The organism is Pseudochelatococcus lubricantis, from assembly GCF_011762225.1.
Lineage (GTDB): Bacteria > Pseudomonadota > Alphaproteobacteria > Rhizobiales > Beijerinckiaceae > Pseudochelatococcus > Pseudochelatococcus lubricantis.
In genome coordinates this window covers 74217-95214 of record NZ_JAASQI010000003.1, presented here as the reverse complement: position 1 = coordinate 95214, position 20998 = coordinate 74217, and the positions used below count along the sequence as shown (strand labels likewise).

Below are 20998 nucleotides of genomic sequence, written 5' to 3'. Positions count from 1 at the left end.
GTCAGTTCAGGCCGAGCGGGCCAAGCTTCTCCGCCACCAGCCCCTCCCAGCGGGCGAGCAGCGTCTCGTTCGGCGTGTGGCGCAGGCCGAAGCGGGCGAGCGTGCCGTAGCGCGCCGAGCCCGCCACGCCGAAGGTGGCCGCCACGCGCGGGTGCCAGTAGGCGACGGCGGCACGGGCCTCAGCCCTGCCCTCATCAGCCGCGGCGATGCGTTCGAGCCCTTCGAGGCCAAGCTCCGCATGGCGTGCCTCGCGCGGCGCGATCTCGCGGAAAACCTCAGCCAGCGGCGCATAGGAGACGCGGGTAAGTTCGGTGAGCTGCACGCCGGTCGCCAGCCCCATCAGCACGTTCATCGCCACGGCGTCAGTCCAGCCATCGAGCGGATAGCGGAAGACGGACAGCCGCATGTCCCCGCCTGTGCGTGCCGCGCCGAAATCGGCGTCGCGCGCCACCCGCGCTGCCCAGTCGTGCTGCGTCTGATAGCGACGGGTGTCGGTGCCGAAGGAGCCCATTACGTTGAGCACGCGCTCGGCGTGATCGGCCTTCTCCAGCGTGATGCGGCTCGCGGCGATGCGCTCCTTGATGCCGGGGGCGAAGTTGATGGCGCCGGCGAAGCCGGCCGATCCGGCAAGCTCGCTGTCCACGAAGGAGGACATGAGGCGCAGCAGCTCCCCGCGATAGCGGGCGGGCACGTTGTCAGGCGAGGTCAACACGCCGCCCTGCGCCAGATAATCATCGATGTTCATGACGTCGGACATAATTTTCTCCCCGCTGTTTATTCGTCGTAGCTGACGACGAGCTTCTCGCTCAGCGGGAAGGACTGGCAGGAAAGCACGTAGCCCGCGCGCACCTCGTAGTCTTCCAGCGCGTGGTTCACGGCCATTTCCACCTCACCCTCCACCACCTTGCAGCGACAGGTGGAACAGACACCCACCTTGCAGGAATAGGGCGCGTCCAGATTGGCTGCGAGCGCGGCGTCGAGCAGGCTCTGTCCCTGCCGCGGCATGAGGAAGGTGCGGGTTGCGCCGTCGAGCGTCACCGTGGCCTCGGTGCCGGAACCCGGCTCCACGGCGACCCGGGAGACAGCCTTGGCTCTGGCGCGCCCCGGCTGGCCGGAGGCGAAGAGTTCGAACTTGATCTGCGAATCCGCCAACCCGTGGTTGCGCAGCGCGGCCGCTATCGCCAGCATCATCGGCTCCGGCCCGCAGATGAAGGCCGTGCCGACGGAGTTGACGTCGATCCAGTGCGCGAACAGCGCCTGCACCTTTTCCGCGTCGATGCGGCCGGTGAACAGGTCGATCTCCTGCGCCTCCGTTTCCAGCACGTGCAGCACGGCAAGCCGGCCCAGATAGAGGTTCTTCAGGTCCTCCAGCTCCTCGCGGAACATGATCGAGCTGATCTGGCGGTTAGCGTAGACGAGCGTGAAGCGCGACTTCGGCTCGCGCGCCAGCACCGTCTTGACAATCGACAGAACCGGCGTGATCCCCGAGCCACCCGCGAAGCCGAGATAGTGGCGGTCGCTTTGCGGGTCCAGCGGCACGAAGAACTTGCCCATCGGCGGCATCGCCTCGATCGTGTCGCCGGCCGCGAGGTTCTCGTTTGCCCATGTCGAAAAGGCGCCGCCGTCGACGCGCTTGATGCCGACCTTCAGGCAACCTTCGTCCGTGCCGGCACAGATCGAGTAGCTGCGACGCAGCTCCTCGCCGTCGAAGTCGCGGCGGAAGGTCAGATACTGGCCCTGGATGAAGTCGAAGGCGCCCTCATCCTCGGGCCGGGGTTTAAGGGTCACAACGACGGCGTCGCGGGTCTCGCGCCGCACATCGACGACCTCAAGGGAGTGGAAACGGGCCATTCGGCGTTACCTCCGCATTCTTAGATGCATTTGAAATAGTCGAAGGGTTCCAGGCAGTCGCGGCAGCGATAGCTGGCCTTGCAGGGGGTGGAGCCGAACTGGCTCACTTTCTCGGTCCGGGTCGAGCCGCAGCGCGGGCAGGCAATGGCGAGGTTGGCCCCCTCGGCAAGGCGCTTCGCTCTCGCCACGAGCCGCCCGTCCGCCGCGGTGCCATCGATGGGCGGCGCGATGCCGTAGTCCTTGAGCTTCTCGCGGCCGGCCTCGCTGATCCAGTCTGTGGTCCAGGGGGGTGAGAGCCGGCGGTCCAGCCGCAGCTTCCCGATCCCCCGGCCGCGCAGGGCGTGTTCTATGTCGAGGTTGATCACCGTCGTCGCCGGACAGCCGGAATAGGTCGGCGTGACGGTCACGACCAGCGTATCGTCGTCCCACGCGACATCGCGGATGATCCCCAGATCGGTCAGGGAAATCACGGGGATTTCCGGATCCGGCACCTCCGACAACCAGCGCCAGACCTCTTCGGTGGAAGGCTTGGTGACGGCGGGCATCGTCGCCTCCTACCAGACCGCGCCGGGATAGGCGCGCTGCAGGAACTGCATGTCGGCGAGGATGTAGCCCAGATGCTCGGTATGCACGCCGCGCCTGCCACCCTTGTGGACATAACCCGTCGCCGGAATCTTCAGCGCCGCCTCGGTCAGCACGCCGGTCACGATCTCTTCCCATTTCGCCCTGAGGCGCGCCGGATCGGGCGCGATACCCGCCTCCGCCATCGCCCGATCGGTTTCATCGGCGACGAAGAGTTCGCCGGTATAGGTCCAGATGTCGTCGAGCGCCTGCTGCATCCGCTTGTGGCTCTCGGGCGTCCCGTCGCCGAGACGGATCACGAGATCGCTCGAACGCTCCAGATGGTAGGACACCTCCTTAAGCGCCTTCGCCGCGATCTCCGCCACGCGCGGATCGGCGGAGGCGGTCAGCGCCGTCAGCATCCCGTGATGCCAGGCGTCGAACAGGAACTGGCGCATCAGCGTCTGGCCGAAATCGCCGTTCGGCCGCTCGACCAGCAGCACGTTGCGAAACCCGCCGGCATCGCGCAGGAAGGCGAGGTTGTCGGCGTTGCGGCCCTTGCCCTCGATCTCGCCGGCGAGGCCGAGCCAGAGCTGGGTCTGCCCGATGAGGTCGAGCGCGGTGTTGGCGAGCGCGATATCCTCTTCCAGCACTGGAGCATGCCCGCACCATTCGGATACGCGGTGGCCGAGGATCAGGGTATTGTCCCCCATCCGGGTGAGGAACTCGAAGAAAGCGGCCCGATCGACCGCGGCAATGATCGCGGCCATCACATATGCCCCACTTCTTCCGGAATGTCGAAGAAGGTCGGGTGGCGATAGACCTTCGAGTTCGACGGCTCGAAGAGCGGCCCCTTGTCGGAGGGGCTGGAGGCCGCGATATCGACCGATTTCACCACCCAGATCGACACGCCCTCGTTGCGGCGTGTATAGACATCGCGGGCATTCTTGATCGCCATTTCCGCATCCGGCGCATGCAGGCTGCCGACATGGCGGTGGTTGAGCCCGTGCTGACCGCGGATGAATACTTCCCAGAGGGGCCATTCGCTGGACATTCGATAATCCTCCCAGTTTTTTTGCTGCGGGCGGCTTCGGCCGCCCGCCGTTATTCATCGGTCCTCGGCGTTACTCGGCAGCGATCTTCGCAGCGGCGCGACGCGCCTCGGCCTTCTCCGCGTGGGCGACGAGACCGTCGCGGAACCAGGCACCGTCCTCCCACGCCTTCACCCGCGCGCCGAGCCGCTCCCTGTTGCAGGGGCCGTTGCCGGCGAGGACGTCGTAGAACTCGCTCCAGTCGGGCTCCGAGAAGTCGTAGCCGCCCTTCTCCTCGTTCCACTTCAGGTGCTGATCGGGGACGGTCAGGCCGAGGTATTCGGCCTGCGGCACGGTCTGGTCGACGAATTTCTGGCGTAGCTCGTCGTTGGTGTTGATCTTGATTTTCCACGCCATCGACTGCGCGGAATGGACCGAATCCTTGTCGGACGGGCCGAACATCATCAGCGCCGGATACCAGAAGCGGTTCAGCGCGTCCTGCGCCATGGCCTTCTGCTCAGGCGTGCCCCGCGCCATCTTCATCATGATGTCGTAGCCCTGACGCTGGTGGAAGCTCTCCTCCTTGCAGATGCGGATCATTGCCCGGCTGTAGGGGCCGAAGGAGGTGCGCTGCAGCGGCACCTGGTTCATGATCGCCGCGCCGTCGACGAGCCAGCCCACCGCGCCGATATCGGCCCAGTTCAGGGTCGGATAGTTGAAGATCGACGAATACTTCATGCTGCCGTTGTGCAGCTTCTCCAGCAGCTCGTCACGGCTGACGCCCAGTGTCTCCGCCGCGCAGTAGAGATAGAGCCCGTGGCCGGCCTCGTCCTGCACCTTCGCGAGCAGGATCGCCTTGCGCTCCAGCGTCGGCGCGCGGGTGATCCAGTTGCCCTCCGGGAGCTGGCCGACGATCTCGGAATGGGCATGCTGGCCGATCTGGCGGATCAACGTCTTGCGATAACCCTCCGGCATCCATTCCTTGGGCTCGATCTTCTCGCCCCGATCGATGCGCTCCTGAAAGGCGATCTCTTCCGGCGACATCTCCCCGCGCGGCTTCGCGCCCTCGGACTTGATAACCTGTGCGTACATGACCGAAACCTCCCTTTTTCAGACACGTTCGATGATGACGGCGATGCCCTGACCCACGCCGATGCACATGGTGCAGAGCGCATAGCGGCCGCCGGTGCGATGAAGCTGATACGTCGCCGTAGTGACGAGACGGGCGCCCGACATGCCGAGCGGGTGGCCGAGAGCGATAGCGCCGCCATTGGGGTTCACGTGCGCGGCATCGTCCGGCAGGCCGAGTGCGCGCAGCACCGCGAGCGACTGGGCAGCAAAGGCCTCGTTGAGTTCGATGACATCCATCCGGTCGAGGCCAAGCCCCGTGCGGGCGAGCACCTTGCGCACCGCGGGCACCGGCCCCACACCCATGATGCGCGGCTCGACACCCGCCGCCGCCATGGCGACGATGCGGGCCTTCGGCGTCAGCCCCTGCTTCTCCGCCGCCGCGCCGGACAGGATCAGCAGCGCCGCCGCGCCGTCGTTGACGCCCGAGGCGTTGCCCGCGGTCACCGTCAGGTCCGGACCGTTCACGCCCTTCAGCTTCGCCAGCGCCTCCAGCGTCACGCCGGGTCGCGGATGCTCGTCGGTGTCGACGACGACGGGATCGCCCTTCCTCTGCGGGATCGTGACCGGCACGATCTCGTCGCGGAACACACCCCGCTCCTGAGCGGCAGCCCAGCGCTGCTGGCTGCGCACCGCGAAAGCGTCCTGATCGGCGCGGCTGATACCGAAATCGACGGCCACGTTATCCGCCGTCTCCGGCATGGAATGCGTGCCGAATTCCTTCTTCAGCGCCGGGTTCGTGAACCGCCAGCCGATGGTGGTGTCGTAGATGGCATTGGCGCGCGAAAAGGCGGCTTCCGCCTTCGGGATAACGAAGGGCGCGCGCGTCATGCTTTCCACGCCGCCGGCGAGGACGAAATCGCAATCTCCCGCCCGGATGGCCCGCGCGGCCATGCCGACCGCGTCCATGCCCGAACCGCACAGCCGGTTCACCGTCGTGCCCGGCACCCCCACGGGCAGGCCCGCCAGCAGCGCCGCCATGCGGCCCACGTTGCGGTTATCTTCGCCCGCCTGATTGGCGCAGCCGTAGATCAGATCGTCCACGGCAGACCAGTCCACGTCCGGATTGCGCTCCACCAGCGCCTTGAGCGGCACCGCGGCCAGATCGTCCGCCCGCACGGAGGCCAGCGCCCCGCCATAACGGCCCACGGGCGTGCGCACGGCATCGCAGATGAAGGCTTCCGGCATATGTCATTCCTCCCTTGTGTTCTTTAGGTCGCCGATATGCGCTGCATTCAGTGACCGATCGGTCGATGTATTAGGCATCAAAAATACATCACGCGCAACATAAAAATAACAATTATAATGTGATGTTTTGAGGCCTGATAGCGGAATGAAAATTTTTATTATTCAGAATCAATCTGTTGGGTGATATTCTTCACGTTCGAGCCTTTCCAGTCTCAGTGCCGTCCCCTCGGTCGAGGCCAGCAGCAAGCCGTCTGCGTCCTGGAAATGCCGCCCGATATAAATGTCGGATGCCGGCGCTAGCGTACGGTAGAGCGTGACGAAAAGCGCCCTGCACTGCCGCCCCGGCCAGTCGGCGGGCAGCGCGGCGGATGGCAGGCGCGGATCGCGCAGCGCTACTGCGCGGTATTGGTCGACAAGCCGCAGGCGGAGCGCCAGCGCGGCGGCGCCGTCCGGCCCGTAGCCGCCGGAAAGCGCCTCCGCCAGCGGCGCGAACCGGTCGATCACGGCGCGATAACTGTTTGCGATTCCATCGAGTTCCCAGTATCTCGCAGCAAATTCCGGCAGGGCGGCGGCGCCTTTCAGCGTCTCCACGCGCATCAACAAGCCGTCGGGAGGGTCGAGATCCGCGCGGTCCGGCGCCAGTGCCAGTCCCGGCCCGATCCGCGCCCACGGGTCTCGCGGCAGTTCATCGGCGGCGTCGGCCCAGAGCAGCCAGCCGGCAGCGGGCGGCGGCGGCGCGAAGAGGATGCGGGCCGCGGCCGCGAACTCGCGCCGCGCCGCGGACGTCAGGCGGTAGAAACTGCGCCGGCCGCCGCGCTCGCCGAGGAGCCGGCCCGATGCCACAAGGCGCGATACCGCCGTGCGCACCAGGCTCTCGCTGATGCCATGCGCGGAACAGACCTCGATCAGCGTACCCATCCAGAGCGTGCCGCCGCGCGGCTCGACCACGTCTCCGTAAACGGTGACGATGAAGGCCGCCGCCCTCGGCGCCTCAGCCGAGAGGATATCGTCCGCCACCGCGGGCATTGCCGGCGCCTGGCCGGATCGTTCCACCTGTTCCACAGTCTTTCCTCATTCGATACCTGGCTATCATGGCACAGAAACAGGCATATATGCCATAAAGATGTAGCATAACATCGGGACAGCGACCTGCCGCCGCCCGTCTGCCGGCGATCCCCACCGGCGCCTGAGCGGGGCTGAAGACCCGAAACAGCCGGTGTTTTATCAGGCGTTTGCTCACCAAAGACGCACTTTCCTTTTATCGAGGCTTCAATTACCGTCTGCGGCCAGCAAGGGGTGAGTCTGCGGAAGGCGGTCGCGCGGGCAGTTCAGCGGTGCCGGAAGGCTCCGGGGGACGCCGGCGCTTGAACTCGTCTTGCGCAGTCTTGGCAATGCCGGATCGGCCCGTTCCGATCCCAAGATCAGAGCAGTGAAAAATGGTCCACGGGATCGGTCGCCGCGGGTTCGACGAGGACGCCGCGGCAGCAAGTGCGGGTAACGAGCCGGCGCCTGTTGCGGTGGCTGACGAGGCAATGGCGAACACGCGGCCCCAGATATTGGCGGGCGCCGATTTCGCCGATCAGGGTCGTCCCGTCGAGCGACTGGACGGGCTGTTCGAGCAGCTTGTGGAGAGCTTCGGCCCGTGTCCGGCCGTGATCGACGGCGGGCGCACCTGGACCTATCGGGAAATCGAGACGCGCGCCAACCAGCTCGCGCGCCTCCTCGTCGAGCGGGGCGTGAAGCCCGGCGATCGGGTGGGCCTCCTGCTCGACCGCTCCGCCGAGACCTACGCGCTTCTGCTCGCCGTCATGAAGGCAAGGGCCGCCTATGTGCCGCTCGCCACCGCCTTCCCGCAGGAGCGGATCGCCTTCATTCTGGAGGATGCGGGAGTCGGCCTCGTGGTCACGATCCGCGCTTACGAGAGCCGGGTGGAAGGACTGCACGTGCCCCACGTGCTGCTTGACGCGGTCGCGGCCGAGGTCGACGCGCAATCCGGCGCGCCGCTGCTGGCCCACGAGGTGGCGGCCACGACGGACAAGGTCTGCTACATCCTCTACACCTCCGGCACGACCGGCAAGCCGAAGGGTGTGGCGGTCGAGCACCGGAGCATCTGCAACTTCGTGCGCGTCGCGGCCGCCAGCTACGGCTACAGGCCGGGCGACCGCGTCTATCAGGGCATGACCATCGCCTTCGACTTCTCGGTGGAGGAGATTTGGGTGCCGCTGGCGGCGGGCGCGACGGTGGTGCCGGCGCCGGGCAGCCTCACCCTCATCGGCGAGGAGCTGGCTGACTTCCTGCGGACGAACGCCGTCACCTGCATGGCCTGCAGCCCGACGCTGCTCTCCTCCATCGAAAGCGAGGTGCCGGGCCTGCGCCTGCTGCTCGTGGGCGGCGAGGCGTGCCCGCACAATCTCGTGGTGCGCTGGTCGAAGCCGGGGCGGCAAATCCTTAACACCTACGGCCCCACCGAGGCGACGGTGACGGCGACGATGGGCGTGCTCGCGCCGGACGGCGCGGTCACCATCGGCGCGCCGCTGCCCACATACTCCATCGTCATTCTGGATCCGGCGGAGCCTGCTCTCGCGGCACCTGGGGAACTCGGCGAGATCGGCATCGCCGGCATCGGGCTCGCGGTGGGCTACCTCAACAGGCCGGACCTCACCCAGCAGAAGTTCGTCCCGGATTTCCTCGACCTGCCGAACAACCCGTCGAGGCGCATCTACCGCACGGGCGACCTCGGGCGCATCAACGGACAGGGCCAGATCGAGTATCGCGGACGCATCGACACGCAGGTGAAAATTCGCGGTTACCGTATCGAACTCGGCGAGATCGAGGCCGTGCTGCTCGACCAGCCGGCCATCGGGCAAGCCGCCGCCACGACCTGGGAAGTCGAGCCCGGCCGTGTGGAACTCGTCGCCTATTACGCGCTCAAGAGCGGCCTCCCCACACTCTCCCGCGCCGACATCGCCCGGGAGCTGAAGCGGCGCCTGCCGGATTACATGGTGCCGGCCTATCTGGAAGAACTGCCGACCATTCCCATGACGGTCTCCAACAAGGCCGATCTGCGGCAGTTGCCGAAGCCGACGAGCACGCGGCTTTCCGCCGAGCGGCCGGTGGTGCCGCCTGCCAACGACGACGAGCGGTTTCTGGCGGGCATTCTCGCGGACGTGCTGAAACTCGACGAAGTGTCCGTCGAGGACCATTTCTTCGACGACCTCGGCGCCAACTCCCTGCTCATGGCGTGGTTCTGCACCCGCGTGCGCGCGAGGGAGGGGTGGGCTGCCACCTCCATGCGGGACATCTACCTTCATCCCAGCGTGGCGCGCCTCGCGCGGCATCTGCGCAGGCCGGAGCAGGAGGCCGCGACCCCTGTCGAGCCCGAGCCAACGCACGAAGCCTCGGCCCTCGCCTACTGGACCTGCGGCGCCGCCCAGCTATTTTTCTACGGAATCTACAGCTTCTTCGGGCTATGGGCGCTCGATCGCGGCCTCGACTGGGTCTATGTCAAGCTTGAGGAGCCGCTGCATCTCTATCTGCGTTGCGCGGTGCTGGCGGCAGCCCTGTTCTTCGGCATGTCGGCGATCTCAATCATCGGCAAATGGCTGCTGATCGGCCGCTGGAAAGCGGAATCCTTCCCCATCTGGAGCGTGCGTTACTATCGCTTCTGGGTGGTGAAGACGCTGATCCGCAGCGCGCCCGTGGTGCTGTTTCGCGGCAGCCCGCTCTACAGCCTTTATCTGCAACTGCTCGGGGCTCGCCTCGGCCGCAACACCGCCATCGAATGCCGCCTCGTCCCGGTCTGCACGGATCTCATCTCCCTCGGCGACAGCGCCATCCTGCGCAAGGATTCCATCGTTCTGGGCTATCGCGCGCAGTCGGGCTACATCCACACCGGGCCGGTGAACGTCGGGCGGGGCGCGTTCGTAGGCGAGGCGAGCGTGCTCGACATCCACACCGCCATGGGCGACGGCGCGCAGCTCGGCCACGCCTCGTCGCTCCAGAGCGGACAGAGCGTTCCGGCGGGCGAGACGTGGCATGGCTCGCCGGCAGTGCCCACGACGGCGGACTATCGCAAGGTTCCGGACATGCCCTGCTCGAAGGCCCGCCGCATCCTCTACGAGGCGGTCCAGCTGGTCGGGCTGTTTGCCGTCGTCACGCCGCTGCCCCTGCTTTTCCTGAGCGCCTGGGAATATGTGAGCGACGACTTCGAGGAAACGGTCGGCCTCGTGCTGGCCTCCTCCACCATCACGCTGTTCGGCTCCATCGCCGTGATACTCGCCTCGGGGGCGGTGTTGCCACGCCTGTTCCGGCCGTTCCTGAAGCCGGGCCGGACCTACTCGCTCTATGGCGTCCATTTCTGGTTGCAGACGCTGGTGGCGTGGTCGAGCAATTCCCGCTTCCTGAACGTGGTGTTCGGCGACAGCTCGGCGGTGGTGCACTACATGCGCGCCATCGGCTGGAACCTCGACAAGGTGGAGCAGACCGGCTCCAACTTCGGCACCAACCAGCAGCACGACAACCCGCTGCTGTGCGAGGTCGGCGCCGGCACCATCGTGTCGGACGGCCTGTCCATGATCAACATGTACAAGTCCGCATCTGCCTTCCGCCTGGAGCATACACGGATCGGCGAGCGCAACTATCTCGGCAACAACATCTATTACCCGCCGGATGCGCGCACGGGCGCCAACTGCCTGCTCGGCACCAAGGTCATGATCCCGGTCGACGGCCCGGTGAGGGAAAACGTCGGCCTGCTCGGTTCGCCTTCCTTCGCGATCCCGCGCATGGTGGAACGCGACAAGGCGCTGATCGGCTCTTTCGACGAGGGCGAGCGGAGCAGGCGCCTGCCCGGCAAGAACCGGCACAACGCCGCCACCGCCCTGCTTTACCTCGTGGGGCAATGGTTCGCGCTGTTCGTGAGCATGCTGATCTGGGACCGGGCGCTCAACTACTACGCGGAGTGGGGGGCGGCGGCGCTTTTCGTGGCGACGATCCTGACCTCGGCCATCGTCATTCCGTTCTTCATCCTGCTCGAACGGGCGAGCCTCGGCTTCGGGCGGCTCAGGCCGCAGATGGTCACCATTTACGATCCCCGCTTCTGGTCGCACGAACGCCACTGGAAGCTGTCGGACTCGCCCGTCGCCCGCCTGTTCGGCGGCACGCCCTTCCGGCCGATGATCCTGCGCCTCATGGGCGCGAAGGTCGGCCGGCGGGTTTACGATGCCGGCAGCATCATCACAGAGCGCTCGCTGGTCGAGATCGGCGACGGCGCAACCCTCAACGAAGCCTGCGTCATTCAGGCGCATTCGCTGGAAGAAGGCGTGTTCAAGTCCGACCGCGTGCATGTCGGCAGCGGCAGCACCCTCGCGCCGGCTGCCTTCATCCATTACGGCGTGAGCGTGGGCGACGGGGCGGTGGTGGACGCGGATTCGTTCGTCATGAAGGGCGAGACCATCGAGGCCGGTACCGCGTGGCGCGGCAACCCCGCGAAGCTTCACCGCCTTCTCACGCCGGTCCGCGACGTCGCCCCTTCCCGGGCGGACGCTGCCTGAAGCCCGGGACGGCGAGACGATGGACCGCGAAACCTCTCCGCCGCCCGCCGTTCGCCTCGTTCCCGTGACGGCGGCCAACCGCGAGGCCGTGGTAGCCCTCGAACTTGCGCCCGGGCAAGTGGACTGGTTGGCGGGCAACGCCGAGTCGCTCGACGAGGCCGATCACGATCCCGACGCCCGCCCCCGCGTTGTGATGGCGCAGGCGCGCATCGTCGGATTTCTCATGTACGAGGCGCCGGCGGACGACGACGAGGCGCGGATCTACCGCTTCATGATCGACAGCGCCGTTCAGGGCCGCGGCTATGGACGCGCCGCCCTGCGCGCGGCGCTGGAGGAGATCGCCACGCTCGGCCATGTGCGCCGGGTCTCAATCTGCTACATGCCGGACAACGAGGGAGCGCGCCGCCTCTATGGTGCCGCAGGCTTTCTTGAGGAAGGGCTGGACGAGGACGGCGAGATGGTCGTCGGCATGAGCCTGCCCGCCGGCGGAAACGGCCTTTAGAATCTGTCCTGTTTACGTTGAAACAGGGCAGATTCTAGGTTCCTTATCTTGAGCGAATTCTGATCGGAACCCGCGATCGGAACAATCCCCGCCAGACTGTGGGCCTGACGGGGTCGTGTGCCTTGTCCGGTGGCGCAGACGCGATTCAGGCGCATGTTGCCCGGCGGATCGAGATCGCGGGCGGTGTGCCGTTCATGCTTCCCCGCCCCCGGTTTCGGCCTTCAGGATGTTGCGCAGCGCGAACTTCTGGATCTTGCCCGACGCGGTCGCTGGCAGCTTGTCGCGGATTTCGAGCCGTTCGGGAAAGTACTGTTTCGCCAGCCGCTGCATCTCCAGAAAGCGGGTCATTTCAGCGAAGTCGAAGCTCTGTCCGCCCTTCAGCACCACGAAGGCGCAGGCGCGCTCGCCCAGCCGCGCGTCGGGATAGCCGACAACCGCCACCTGGTGTATCGCCGGGTGCTTGTAAAGCAGCGCCTCGACCTCGATGACCGGGATATTCTCCGCGCCGCGGATAATGATGTCCTTGGAGCGCCCGCAGATACGGATGTAGCCCTGCTCGTCCATGCGGGCGATGTCGCCGGTGTCGAACCAGCCCTCGGGGTCGGTGTTGTTCCATTGCGGACGTTTGAGGTAGCCGACGAAGTTGGAACAGCCGCGCACGTAAAGCTCGCCCTCGTGGCCGGCCGGCGCCGGCAGTCCGTCGGCGCCGCGCACCTGCAGCTCCATGCCGCGCAAGGCGAAGCCGTCGGTATTGACCGAGCGTTCGTCCGGATCGTCCGGTGCGACGACGGTCACGGCGCCGTTCTCGGTCATGCCCCACGCGGAAATGACCTTTGCACCGAGTACGCCGCGCGCACGTTCGACGAGCGGACCGGGGATAGCGGTGCCGGCGCAGAGAAAAATGCGCAATGACGAGGCATCTGTTCCCGCCTCCTCCACGGCGTTCGACAGATCCATGAGGAACGGCGTCGAGGCCATGGTGAAGGTCGCCCGTTCGCTCTCAAGCAGCCGCGCCGCCACCGCCTTGTCCCAGACATCCATGAGCACCATGCGGGCGCGCAGCATCACCGGCATCAGAAAGCCGTACATGAAGCCTGTCTGATGAGCCATCGGCGAGGCCATCAACACGACGTCCGATGCGCCAAGGCGCAGACGCTCCGCGTAGGGCACGAGATTGGAATACATCGTGTTGGCGGTGTGCATCACACCCTTCGGCTCGCCCGTGGTGCCGGACGTATAAATGAGTTGGCACACGTCATCGGCGTCGCCGCGGTCGCGCGCGCTGATCGCCGCGAGGTCCTGTATGTCGTCGAGCGCGGGATCGAGCAGCAGGGCGTCGAAGCCGTTCGGCCCTTCTCCTCCGGTGACGATGACGTGTTCGAGGTCCGGCAGGTCGGGCCGCATCCGCTCCGCCATCGCCTCGTGATCGAAACCGCGGAACGTCCGCGGCACGACGAAGGCCCTGACCTCGCCGTGACGGAGCATGAACAGCAGCTCGTGCTCACGGAAGATCGGCATCACCGGATTGAAGACGATGCCGAGCCGGCGGCAGGCGATGTAGAGGACGACGAATTCCCACGAGTTCGGCAACTGGCAGGCCAGCACGTCGTCCCTGGCGAGGCCGAGTCCGCGCAGGCCGGCCGCCGCGCGCCACGCGAGACGGTCGATCCCGGCATAGGTCAGATCGCGCCGATCGCCCGTGGCGACGGTGACGGCGGTCAGTCCCACGGCATCGGGCCTTTCGGCCACGCAGGCATCGAAATAATCGAGCAAGGTCTTGCCGCGCCATAATCCTTCCGCTTCCATTCTTGCACGGCGCGGTTCGATCAGTACTGCATCGAATTTCATCGCTTGCTTCCTCCCCTTTCCGGGTTCAGCCAGCCACGGCCGCCCGGCCCGCGCGCTCGCGGGCTATGATGTTCTTCATGATGTGCGCGGTGCCGTCGCCGATCTGCAGGCCGAGCACATCGCGCAAGCGCTGCTCGAACGGCAGTTCGCTGGAATAGGCGGCGTGGCCGTGGATCAGCAGGCAGCAATGGATCGCCTCATAGGCGAGCAGCGGCGGCCACCACTTCGCCATCGCCGCCTCGGCGACATGCGGCAAGTCATTGTCCTTGAGCCAGAGTGCGTTGTAGCTCAGCAGCCGCGCGCCCTCGATCCGCGTATCGAAATCCGCGAGCTGGTGGGTGATGCCCTGGAACGCCCCGAGCGGCTTGCCGAAGGCATGGCGCTCGCCGATGTAGGCCCATGTTTCATCGAGGCTCTGCCGCGCAGTGCCGAGGCATTGCAGCCCGATCAGCGAGCGAGAGAAGTCGAAGCCCTGCATCACCTGCACGAAGCCCGTGCCCTCGTCTCCGAGCAGGTTCTCCGCTGGCACCTTCACGTTGTCGAAGAAGATGGAGCCGCGCCCGATCGCGTGCTGGCCGACATCCGTGAAGCGGGTGGTGCTGATGCCGGGGGTGTCCATGGGCACGAAGATCGCCGAGATGCCGCGCGCCTTGTCCTCCGGCCGGCCGGTGCGGGCAAAGACAACCGCGCCAGCCGCCTGATCGGCGGCCGAGATCGAGGTTTTCTCGCCATTGATGATATAATGATCGCCCGCGCGTTCCATGCGCAGTCCGAGATTGGCAGCATCCGACCCGCCGCGCGGTTCGGTGAGCGCGATGGCGATCATGATCTCCCCCGCCGTGAGCTTCGGCAGCCACTCCCGCCGGATGTCCGGATTGGCGAAACTGGCGAGGATCTGGCCGTTCAGCGACGCGAGGATGTTCACGTAGCCGAAGTTGAAGTCCGCCTTGGCGATTTCCTCGATGATGACGCCGGAATAGATCGCGCCCGCGCCGAGCCCGCCGAATTGCTCCGGCAGTTCAGGCGCGATCAGCCCGAGGCTGCCCATTTCGCGCACCAGTTCCTTGCCGAAGGCACCGGCTTTCTCGCGCGCCTGATAGCCAGGCGCGAGCTTTTCCGTCGCGAACTTGCGGGCGAGGTCACGCAGATCGCTCAATTCCGCCGTGTCGAAGATCGTGGGATGCATGTTTCCTCCCCGGTTACTGGACCATCAGGCTCATTTTTCTTCGTTACTTGCCGAATTTCCTGAAATCCGGCTTTCTCTTCTCGCGGAATGCGATGCCGCCTTCCTTGCTCTCGTCGGTCTCGTAGTAGAGGCTGAGCGCCCGCATCCCGAGGGCCGAGATGCCGCGGATGTTTTCGCTGTCGGCGTTGAACGACACCTTGGCCAGCGCCAGCGCGGTGGGAGAGCGCTCCATCAGCTCCGCCACCCAGCGATCGACCTCGGCGTCGAGTTCCTCGTGCGGAACGACGGCGTTGACGAGCCCCATGGCCAACGCCTCGGCGGCGGTGTAGCGCCTGTTGAGGTACCAGATTTCGCGGGCGCGCTTCTCGCCGACGATGCGGGCGAGATAGGCGGTGCCGAAACCGGGATCGACCGAACCGACCTTGGGGCCCACCTGGCCGAACTGCGCCTTTTCGGAGGCGATGGTGAGGTCGCAGACGGTGGCGAGCACGTTGCCGCCGCCGATGGCGAAGCCGTTGACGCGCGCGATCACCGGCTTGGGCACGTCACGGATCAGGCTCTGCAACTCGTCGACGGGCAACCCGATCACGCCCCGGCCGTCGTATTGCCCATCGTGTGCCGACTGGTCGCCGCCTGTGCAGAAGGCCTTGTCGCCCGCGCCCGTCAGCACGATCACGCCGATCTTGCGATCCCAACCGGCGGTCTGGACCGCGTGGATCAACTCATCCACCGTGTGGCCGCGAAAGGCGTTATACTTGTCGGGCCGGTTGATGGTGATCCAGGCGGCACCGTTCTTCACTTCATAGAGAATATCCGTATAGGTCATGGCTCGTCCTTTCAGCCGTGCATCGTCAGGCCGCCGGAGACGGAGATCACCTGCCCGGTGATGAAGGCGGCGTCATCGGAGGCAAGGAACAGGATCGCGCCGGGCAGATCGTCGGGCTTGCCCAGCCGGCCGAGCGGCACGGCCCGGGTGAAGGCGACGCGCAGCTTTTCCTTGTCGCCCGCCGCTTCCATGAAGCTCTCCAGCATCGCCGTCTCGGTCACGCCGGGGCAAACCACGTTGAATGTGATGCCATGGCGGGCATGCTCGCGCGCCAGCGTCTTCGAGAAGGCGATGACGCCCGCCTTGCAGGCGGCGTAGACGGATTCGCCCGACGATCCCACGCGCCCGGCGTCCGAACCGATCGAGACGACCCGGCCGGCGACACCCCGCGCCACCATCGAGGCAACAACGGGTTTGGTAATGTTCAGCACGGCGCGCAGGTTGATATCGATGATCTTCGTCCAGAAATCGGGTTCGGATTTCAGGAAGGGCACGAACAGATCCCAGCCAACGTTGTTGACCAGCACATCGATCGGACCGAACTCCGCCTCGACATTTGCCACTGCGGCGGCAGTCGCTTCGTAATCGACGAGATCGACGGCAAGCGCCGTTGCCTCTCCGCCGGCGCTCCGGATGGCATCAACCGCCCGGGCGGCCGCCTCGGCGCCGATATCGGCCACGACGACACGGGCCCCCTCTTCCGCGAATCGCCGGCCGGTCGCCGAACCGATGCCTCCTGCGCCGCCTGTTACGACAACTACTTTACCTTTCAAGCCCCTCACAGATGCCTCCATTGCTGATTTAAGGCCATAAGGATTCCGTCAACAAAACCGCTTTTTCTGCGGATTTGAAGCCATTGTCGCATCCAGAAATGGATCGACCTCCCCGGCAATCTTCGTAACCCGGCCCAACTTTTATGTCAATATATTTACCTTATTTTTAATGCGGCACGTCTCTTGACTGCCTGGCCGCCGCAGGCAAGACTGGCGCCATGACGAAAGATGTTGACGCATTCGGGGGGCTGTCCGTCGGGTTGAGCAACAGGCTCTTCTTCCGGCTCTATCAATGCGCCAACATGCTGCACAAGACGGGCACGCGGGCGCTGGACGAGCATGGCATTACCACCCAGCAGTGGGCCGTTCTCGGCGCGCTGACGCGGCCCGCCTTCGAGAACGGGGTGGCTGTCGGAGACCTCGCGGCGTTCCTGCTGGTCAGCCGGCAGAATCTCGCGGGCGTGCTGTCGCGGCTTGAGGTGCTCGACTATGTCGAGCGGGCGGTGGATGCGAACGACAATCGGTCGCGCCTCGTGCGTCTTACAGCCAAGGGCCGCAGCCTCTGGGACAAGGATATGCGTTCCGTGATCGCCGACTATTACGACGAGGCGCTGACGGGCTTCTCCACCGAGGACAAGATCCACATGATCCACTACCTCGACAAGATGCTGCATAATTTCAAGGCGCTCGACCCGGAAGCGCAGCCTGTGTCCGGGACGGCCGCCGCGGCGGAATGATCCGCCGCCGGAAGCCTCCCGCGGCAACCGGCGCGCGCAGGCAAAAAGCCGAACCCGTAAACCCGACGTCGTTACGACAATAAGTTGCCGTTCATGGTATCCGCCCGCTTCATGCAACGGGAGTGGGTTACCATAGCGCTGGCGGATGACAGCGTTCTCCGGTGGAGGCGCTCTTGATCATAAAATGCAAATATGTTTACATGATTTGCGGGAGGGCCGCTCATGAAAGCCATCGTCCTGAAGGAGCGCGGCGCCGCCGGCGTCGTGTATGACGACATACCCGCGCCGCCGCAGCCGGAAGGCGGGGTGCGGGTGCGGATGCTCGCCGCATCGGTCAACCGCGTCGATCTCTATATGCGCGACAACGGCGCCGGCATCACCCATAGCCTGCCGCAGGTCATGGGCGTCGACGGCGTGGGCGAGGTCATGGAAGCCGACATCGACGCGGGCGTCAGACCGGACGAGCGCGTTCTGCTCTACCCTTACGAGTTCTGCGGCGTCTGCCGGCACTGCCTGGCCGGCGACCAGCCACTCTGCCGGACCGCGCGAATTCCGGGAGAACATCGCGACGGCACTTTCGCGGAACAGATTTCCCTGCCTGCCCGCTCCCTGGTGAAACTCCGCCCGGATGCCGATGTCGATCAGGCGGCGGTGCTGGGGGTCGCCTATCTCACGGCGTGGCGGATGGTGTTCGGCAAGGCCCCCGCGGGGCCGGGCAGCGTGGTGCTGGTGCAGGGCGCCGGCGGCGGCGTTTCCTATGCCGCCGTGCAACTCGCGCGCATGGCGGGCGCCCGCGTGATCGTGACGACCACCGGTGAGGACAAGCTGGCGCATTTCCGCGCGCTCTCCGTCGACGCCGTGGATTACCGCACCGCCGACGTGGCGAAGGCGGTGCTTTCGCTGACGGATGGCGAAGGTGCGGACCTCGTGATCGACAACGTGGGCGAAAAGACGTGGGGCGCCTCGCTGCGGTCGATGGCCCGGGGCGGGCACCTCGTTACCTGCGGGGCGACGACCGGCGCCCATCCGTCCGCCGATATCCAGCGGCTGTTCGTGCGGCAATTGTCGGTTCACGGCTCGACAATGGGCAACATGGAGGAGTTCCGCCGCCTGATCCGCGCCTGGGAGAGCGGCGGTTTCACGCCGCTGATCGACAGCGTCTTTCCCCTCACCGAAGTGCCAGCCGCCTTTGCGCGGCTGGAGCATCCCGCCCGTCTGGGCAAGATCGTCATCCGCATCGCTGAGAGCACCGAAACGTCATGAGCTATGAGACCATTCTCGTCGCGACCGAAGGCCCGGTCGGCATCATCACACTGAACCGGCCGGAGGCCCTGAACGCGCTGAACGGCAGGCTCACAGCCGAACTCTCGTCGGCCGCCGCCGCGTTCGACGCGGACGAGACGGTCGGCGCCATCGTGGTGACAGGCTCGGAGCGCGCCTTCGCGGCGGGCGCCGACATCAAGGAAATCAGGGACAAGACTTTCGCGGAAGTCTATGGCGAGAACTTCATCACCGCCTCGTGGGAGGGCCTTTCGCGCGTGCGCAAGCCAACGGTCGCGGCTGTGTCCGGGCATGCCGTCGGCGGGGGCTGCGAACTCGCCCTCATGTGCGACATCATCGTCGCCTCGGAAACGGCACGCTTCAGCCTGCCGGAGACGCAGATCGGCATCATCCCCGGCGCCGGCGGTACACAGCGGCTGACGCGCATCGTGGGCAAGGCGGTGGCGATGGACATGATCCTGACGGGCCGGACGCTAGCCGCCGATGAGGCGCTCGCCATGGGCCTCGTATCCCGCGTCGTGCCGCCGGGCACGTATCTGGCGCAGGCCGTGGCGCTCGCCGCTAAGATCGCCACCCTGTCGCGCCCCATCGTCATGCTGGCGAAGGAAGCGGTGAACGCCGCCTACGAAACCCACCTCGCAGAAGGCATCTACATCGAGCGGCGCCTGCTCTATACCACCTTCGCCACCGAGGACAGACGCGAGGGGATGACGGCCTTCGCCGAGAAGCGCAAGCCCGTGTTCAGGAATCGCTGACGGCAACGATGCAGCAAACATCCGTGCTGCTAGAATCTGTCCTGTTTACGTTGAAACAGGACAGATTCTAGGTTCCTTATATTGAGCGAATTCTGATCGATCAGATGATTCTATCTGATCGGAATGCGCTCTAACGGGCAAGGCGCGCGTTGGTCGGGCTGCGGACCGGCGGCGAACGGGATGAATGCGGCCCATCAGCAAGATGCGCCCTGCGCTCCACGTCTCATGGCTGGAAGACCGTGTTTCACGATCTCCCCGTGACCCTGTTCCGCTGACTGCCATCAACTCCGCAGCAGATGCAGCAGGGCCGATGTCACCGCCTGCGGCTGCTCGATGGGTGTGAGGTGGCCGGCATGGGGCACGATATCGAGCCGCGAGAAGGGAATGGCGACCGCCATCTCGCGATGGAGTTCCGGCGGCGTCAGCGCGTCATGCTCCCCGCACAGCACCAGCACAGGGCAACGCAGGCGGGCAAGCGTCGCGCGGCTGTCGGGGCGGTCAATCAGGCTCTGGCGGGCGAACACCTCGGGGCCTAGCCGCGCCGTCATGGCGCGCACCCGCTCGACCATCTCCGTGTTGCCGAGGTGTTCGGGCGCGAGATAAGTGTGCAGCAGATGCTCGCCGAAGCCATGGAATTTTCCGGGGTTACGCGCCGTGGCGATGAGCCGCCGCCGCTCCTGCGCGCGGTCCGGGCTGTCGGGCAGCATCGTCGTGTCGAGCAGCGCAAGGTGGCTCACCCGTTCGGGCGCGATGCGCATGATCTCCAGCGCCACGATCCCGCCGAGCGAGAACCCGGCGAGCGCGAACCGGCCCTCGGCGCCGGCGAGCACGCCGCTTGCCAGTGCCGACAGCGTTTCGCCGCGCGTGATGTCGGCCACAACCGGCCGCGCGACGTCAGACAGGCCGGCGATCTGGTCGCGCCAGAGATCGGCGTCGTTGAGCAAGCCGGGGATCAGGACAAGCTGCGGCAGATCGGACATGATTCATCCCACCTCGGTCAGGATGGCGCGGGCGCGGATGCGCACCGGCTCGTCGACCATGGCGCCATCGACCGAGGCCGCGCCGTCGCCGGATGCCAGCACCCGCCGCGCCCAGGCAACCTCCGCCTCCGTCGGGGCGAAGGCGCGCTTCACTTCGGCGACCTGTCTGGGGTGGATGCACAGCTTCCCCGTCATGCCGAGCGCCCGGGCGTGGGCCGCGTCGTCGTGGGCGACGGCCACATCGTCAAGCTGCACCGTGACGCCGTCGACAGGCGCGGCGATTCCGGCCAAACGCGAGGCCAGCACGAGTTGCAGCCGCACCGGCAGCAGAACCTCGCGCAGATGGACGCAGCCCAGATCGGCGCAGAAATCGACGGAGCCGAAGGCGAGCCGCGCCACACCGGGAGTGGCGGCGATGGCCTGCACCCGGGCGATGCCGCGCGCGCTCTCGACCAGCGCGATCAGCGGGATATCGCCGCCGAGCTTCAATGAGACCGATGCGAGCATCGCCGGATCTTCCGCCTTCGGCAGCATGACCGCCGCGAGAGGCAGTTGCCGCACCGCCGCGACATCCGCCTCATGCCAGACCGTGCCCACCGCGTTGATGCGCACGATCACCGGCAGGTCGGTGAAATCGCACGCAAGCACCGCCCGCGCTGCGTCCTTGGCATCGGCGGCGACGGCATCCTCCAGGTCGAGGATCACCGTATCAGCGCCCGACGCCGCCGCCCGGGCGAAACGCTCGGGGCGGTTGGCCGGCACGAAGAGGGGTGCGCGGATCGAAGCCAGATCTACCATTCCG

Annotated in this window: 19 protein-coding genes; 5 read left to right on the top strand and 14 right to left on the bottom strand. The window is 66.1% G+C overall.

Annotated elements, in window-relative coordinates; translation table 11 throughout:
- Position 1 precedes the first annotated feature (1 nt).
- The 8 genes from FHS82_RS07305 to FHS82_RS07270 form a co-directional block, all read right to left on the bottom strand.
- Positions 2-757 (bottom strand): Phenylacetic acid catabolic protein, encoded by a 756-nt coding sequence (locus FHS82_RS07305; protein WP_166950460.1) that lies wholly within the window; start codon positions 755-757, stop codon positions 2-4.
- 17 nt (positions 758-774) lie between these two features.
- Positions 775-1851: a 1,2-phenylacetyl-CoA epoxidase subunit PaaE gene (gene paaE, locus FHS82_RS07300; RefSeq protein WP_166950458.1), complete on the bottom strand. Its 1077-nt coding sequence runs from the start codon at positions 1849-1851 to the stop codon at positions 775-777.
- A 20-nt stretch (positions 1852-1871) separates the two neighbouring features.
- Positions 1872-2396, bottom strand: coding sequence for a 1,2-phenylacetyl-CoA epoxidase subunit PaaD (paaD, locus tag FHS82_RS07295; protein ID WP_166950456.1), 525 nt, complete (start codon positions 2394-2396; stop codon positions 1872-1874).
- A 9-nt stretch (positions 2397-2405) separates the two neighbouring features.
- A complete protein-coding gene (gene paaC, locus FHS82_RS07290; protein ID WP_166950453.1) occupies positions 2406-3182 on the bottom strand; it encodes a 1,2-phenylacetyl-CoA epoxidase subunit PaaC in 777 nt (258 codons plus the stop codon).
- Positions 3182-3466, bottom strand: a complete 285-nt coding sequence (gene paaB / locus FHS82_RS07285) for a 1,2-phenylacetyl-CoA epoxidase subunit PaaB (RefSeq protein ID WP_166950451.1) — start codon at positions 3464-3466, stop codon at positions 3182-3184. Before paaB ends, paaC begins: the two co-directional genes overlap by 1 nt.
- A 70-nt stretch (positions 3467-3536) precedes the next feature.
- Positions 3537-4535, bottom strand: coding sequence for a 1,2-phenylacetyl-CoA epoxidase subunit PaaA (paaA, locus tag FHS82_RS07280; RefSeq protein ID WP_166950449.1), 999 nt, complete (start codon positions 4533-4535; stop codon positions 3537-3539).
- Between the two features lie 18 nt (positions 4536-4553).
- On the bottom strand, positions 4554-5759 hold the full coding sequence (gene pcaF, locus FHS82_RS07275; protein WP_166950447.1) for a 3-oxoadipyl-CoA thiolase: 1206 nt from the start codon (positions 5757-5759) through the stop codon (positions 4554-4556).
- 168 nt (positions 5760-5927) lie between these two features.
- The gene (locus tag FHS82_RS07270) at positions 5928-6821 is read right to left on the bottom strand and encodes a PaaX family transcriptional regulator C-terminal domain-containing protein (protein ID WP_343042527.1); all 894 of its coding nucleotides are present in this window, start codon (positions 6819-6821) and stop codon (positions 5928-5930) included.
- Positions 6822-7195: 374 nt separating this feature from the next.
- Between FHS82_RS07270 and FHS82_RS07265 the strand changes: the two genes are divergently transcribed.
- Both FHS82_RS07265 and FHS82_RS07260 read left to right on the top strand, forming a co-directional pair.
- A complete protein-coding gene (locus FHS82_RS07265) occupies positions 7196-11308 on the top strand; it encodes a Pls/PosA family non-ribosomal peptide synthetase (RefSeq protein ID WP_166950445.1) in 4113 nt (1370 codons plus the stop codon).
- Positions 11309-11327: 19 nt separating this feature from the next.
- Positions 11328-11810: a GNAT family N-acetyltransferase gene (locus tag FHS82_RS07260; protein WP_166950443.1), complete on the top strand. Its 483-nt coding sequence runs from the start codon at positions 11328-11330 to the stop codon at positions 11808-11810.
- A 192-nt stretch (positions 11811-12002) separates the two neighbouring features.
- Here the strand turns inward: FHS82_RS07260 and aliA are convergent, their stop codons facing one another.
- Genes aliA through FHS82_RS07240 form a run of 4 tightly spaced genes read right to left on the bottom strand, consistent with a single transcriptional unit; the run spans position 12003 to position 16452 of the window.
- Positions 12003-13658 (bottom strand): cyclohexanecarboxylate-CoA ligase, encoded by a 1656-nt coding sequence (gene aliA / locus FHS82_RS07255; protein WP_166950441.1) that lies wholly within the window; start codon positions 13656-13658, stop codon positions 12003-12005.
- A gap of 25 nt (positions 13659-13683) precedes the next feature.
- Complete coding sequence (aliB, locus tag FHS82_RS07250) at positions 13684-14844, bottom strand: cyclohexanecarboxyl-CoA dehydrogenase (protein ID WP_166950439.1); 1161 nt, start codon at positions 14842-14844, stop codon at positions 13684-13686.
- 43 nt (positions 14845-14887) lie between these two features.
- Positions 14888-15670 (bottom strand): 2-ketocyclohexanecarboxyl-CoA hydrolase, encoded by a 783-nt coding sequence (gene badI, locus FHS82_RS07245; RefSeq protein WP_166950437.1) that lies wholly within the window; start codon positions 15668-15670, stop codon positions 14888-14890.
- Positions 15671-15681: 11 nt separating this feature from the next.
- Positions 15682-16452: an SDR family NAD(P)-dependent oxidoreductase gene (locus FHS82_RS07240; RefSeq protein WP_343042526.1), complete on the bottom strand. Its 771-nt coding sequence runs from the start codon at positions 16450-16452 to the stop codon at positions 15682-15684.
- A 209-nt stretch (positions 16453-16661) separates the two neighbouring features.
- Between FHS82_RS07240 and FHS82_RS07235 the strand changes: the two genes are divergently transcribed.
- The 3 genes from FHS82_RS07235 to FHS82_RS07225 all read left to right on the top strand — a co-directional run bounded on the left by FHS82_RS07235 (position 16662) and on the right by FHS82_RS07225 (position 19216).
- Complete coding sequence (locus FHS82_RS07235) at positions 16662-17180, top strand: MarR family winged helix-turn-helix transcriptional regulator (RefSeq protein WP_166950435.1); 519 nt, start codon at positions 16662-16664, stop codon at positions 17178-17180.
- 222 nt (positions 17181-17402) lie between these two features.
- Positions 17403-18443, top strand: coding sequence for a zinc-binding dehydrogenase (locus FHS82_RS07230; protein WP_166950433.1), 1041 nt, complete (start codon positions 17403-17405; stop codon positions 18441-18443).
- Complete coding sequence (locus tag FHS82_RS07225) at positions 18440-19216, top strand: enoyl-CoA hydratase-related protein (RefSeq protein ID WP_166950431.1); 777 nt, start codon at positions 18440-18442, stop codon at positions 19214-19216. The genes FHS82_RS07230 and FHS82_RS07225 overlap by 4 nt, the downstream gene beginning before the upstream one ends.
- Before the next feature lie 281 nt (positions 19217-19497).
- Here the strand turns inward: FHS82_RS07225 and FHS82_RS07220 are convergent, their stop codons facing one another.
- Positions 19498-20196 (bottom strand): alpha/beta fold hydrolase, encoded by a 699-nt coding sequence (locus tag FHS82_RS07220; RefSeq protein WP_246225173.1) that lies wholly within the window; start codon positions 20194-20196, stop codon positions 19498-19500.
- A 3-nt stretch (positions 20197-20199) separates the two neighbouring features.
- Entirely contained in the window at positions 20200-20994 is a 795-nt protein-coding gene (locus FHS82_RS07215) for an HpcH/HpaI aldolase/citrate lyase family protein (RefSeq protein WP_166950429.1), read from the bottom strand.
- Between the last annotated feature and the right edge of the window lie 4 nt (positions 20995-20998).

What these genes read in the sequence shown, in the direction of transcription:
- paaA (WP_166950449.1), bottom strand. Translation starts at nt 4,535, where the DNA reads ATGTACGCACAGGTTATCAAGTCCGAGGGCGCGAAGCCGCGCGGGGAG.
- aliB (WP_166950439.1), bottom strand. Translation starts at nt 14,844, where the DNA reads ATGCATCCCACGATCTTCGACACGGCGGAATTGAGCGATCTGCGTGAC.
- paaB (WP_166950451.1), bottom strand. Translation starts at nt 3,466, where the DNA reads ATGTCCAGCGAATGGCCCCTCTGGGAAGTATTCATCCGCGGTCAGCAC.
- FHS82_RS07220 (WP_246225173.1), bottom strand. Translation starts at nt 20,196, where the DNA reads ATGTCCGATCTGCCGCAGCTTGTCCTGATCCCCGGCTTGCTCAACGAC.
- FHS82_RS07230 (WP_166950433.1), top strand. Translation starts at nt 17,403, where the DNA reads ATGAAAGCCATCGTCCTGAAGGAGCGCGGCGCCGCCGGCGTCGTGTAT.
- FHS82_RS07260 (WP_166950443.1), top strand. Translation starts at nt 11,328, where the DNA reads ATGGACCGCGAAACCTCTCCGCCGCCCGCCGTTCGCCTCGTTCCCGTG.
- paaC (WP_166950453.1), bottom strand. Translation starts at nt 3,182, where the DNA reads ATGGCCGCGATCATTGCCGCGGTCGATCGGGCCGCTTTCTTCGAGTTC.
- FHS82_RS07265 (WP_166950445.1), top strand. Translation starts at nt 7,196, where the DNA reads ATGGTCCACGGGATCGGTCGCCGCGGGTTCGACGAGGACGCCGCGGCA.
- pcaF (WP_166950447.1), bottom strand. Translation starts at nt 5,759, where the DNA reads ATGCCGGAAGCCTTCATCTGCGATGCCGTGCGCACGCCCGTGGGCCGT.
- FHS82_RS07215 (WP_166950429.1), bottom strand. Translation starts at nt 20,994, where the DNA reads ATGGTAGATCTGGCTTCGATCCGCGCACCCCTCTTCGTGCCGGCCAAC.
- badI (WP_166950437.1), bottom strand. Translation starts at nt 15,670, where the DNA reads ATGACCTATACGGATATTCTCTATGAAGTGAAGAACGGTGCCGCCTGG.
- FHS82_RS07225 (WP_166950431.1), top strand. Translation starts at nt 18,440, where the DNA reads ATGAGCTATGAGACCATTCTCGTCGCGACCGAAGGCCCGGTCGGCATC.
- aliA (WP_166950441.1), bottom strand. Translation starts at nt 13,658, where the DNA reads ATGAAATTCGATGCAGTACTGATCGAACCGCGCCGTGCAAGAATGGAA.
- paaE (WP_166950458.1), bottom strand. Translation starts at nt 1,851, where the DNA reads ATGGCCCGTTTCCACTCCCTTGAGGTCGTCGATGTGCGGCGCGAGACC.
- FHS82_RS07235 (WP_166950435.1), top strand. Translation starts at nt 16,662, where the DNA reads ATGACGAAAGATGTTGACGCATTCGGGGGGCTGTCCGTCGGGTTGAGC.
- FHS82_RS07305 (WP_166950460.1), bottom strand. Translation starts at nt 757, where the DNA reads ATGTCCGACGTCATGAACATCGATGATTATCTGGCGCAGGGCGGCGTG.
- paaD (WP_166950456.1), bottom strand. Translation starts at nt 2,396, where the DNA reads ATGCCCGCCGTCACCAAGCCTTCCACCGAAGAGGTCTGGCGCTGGTTG.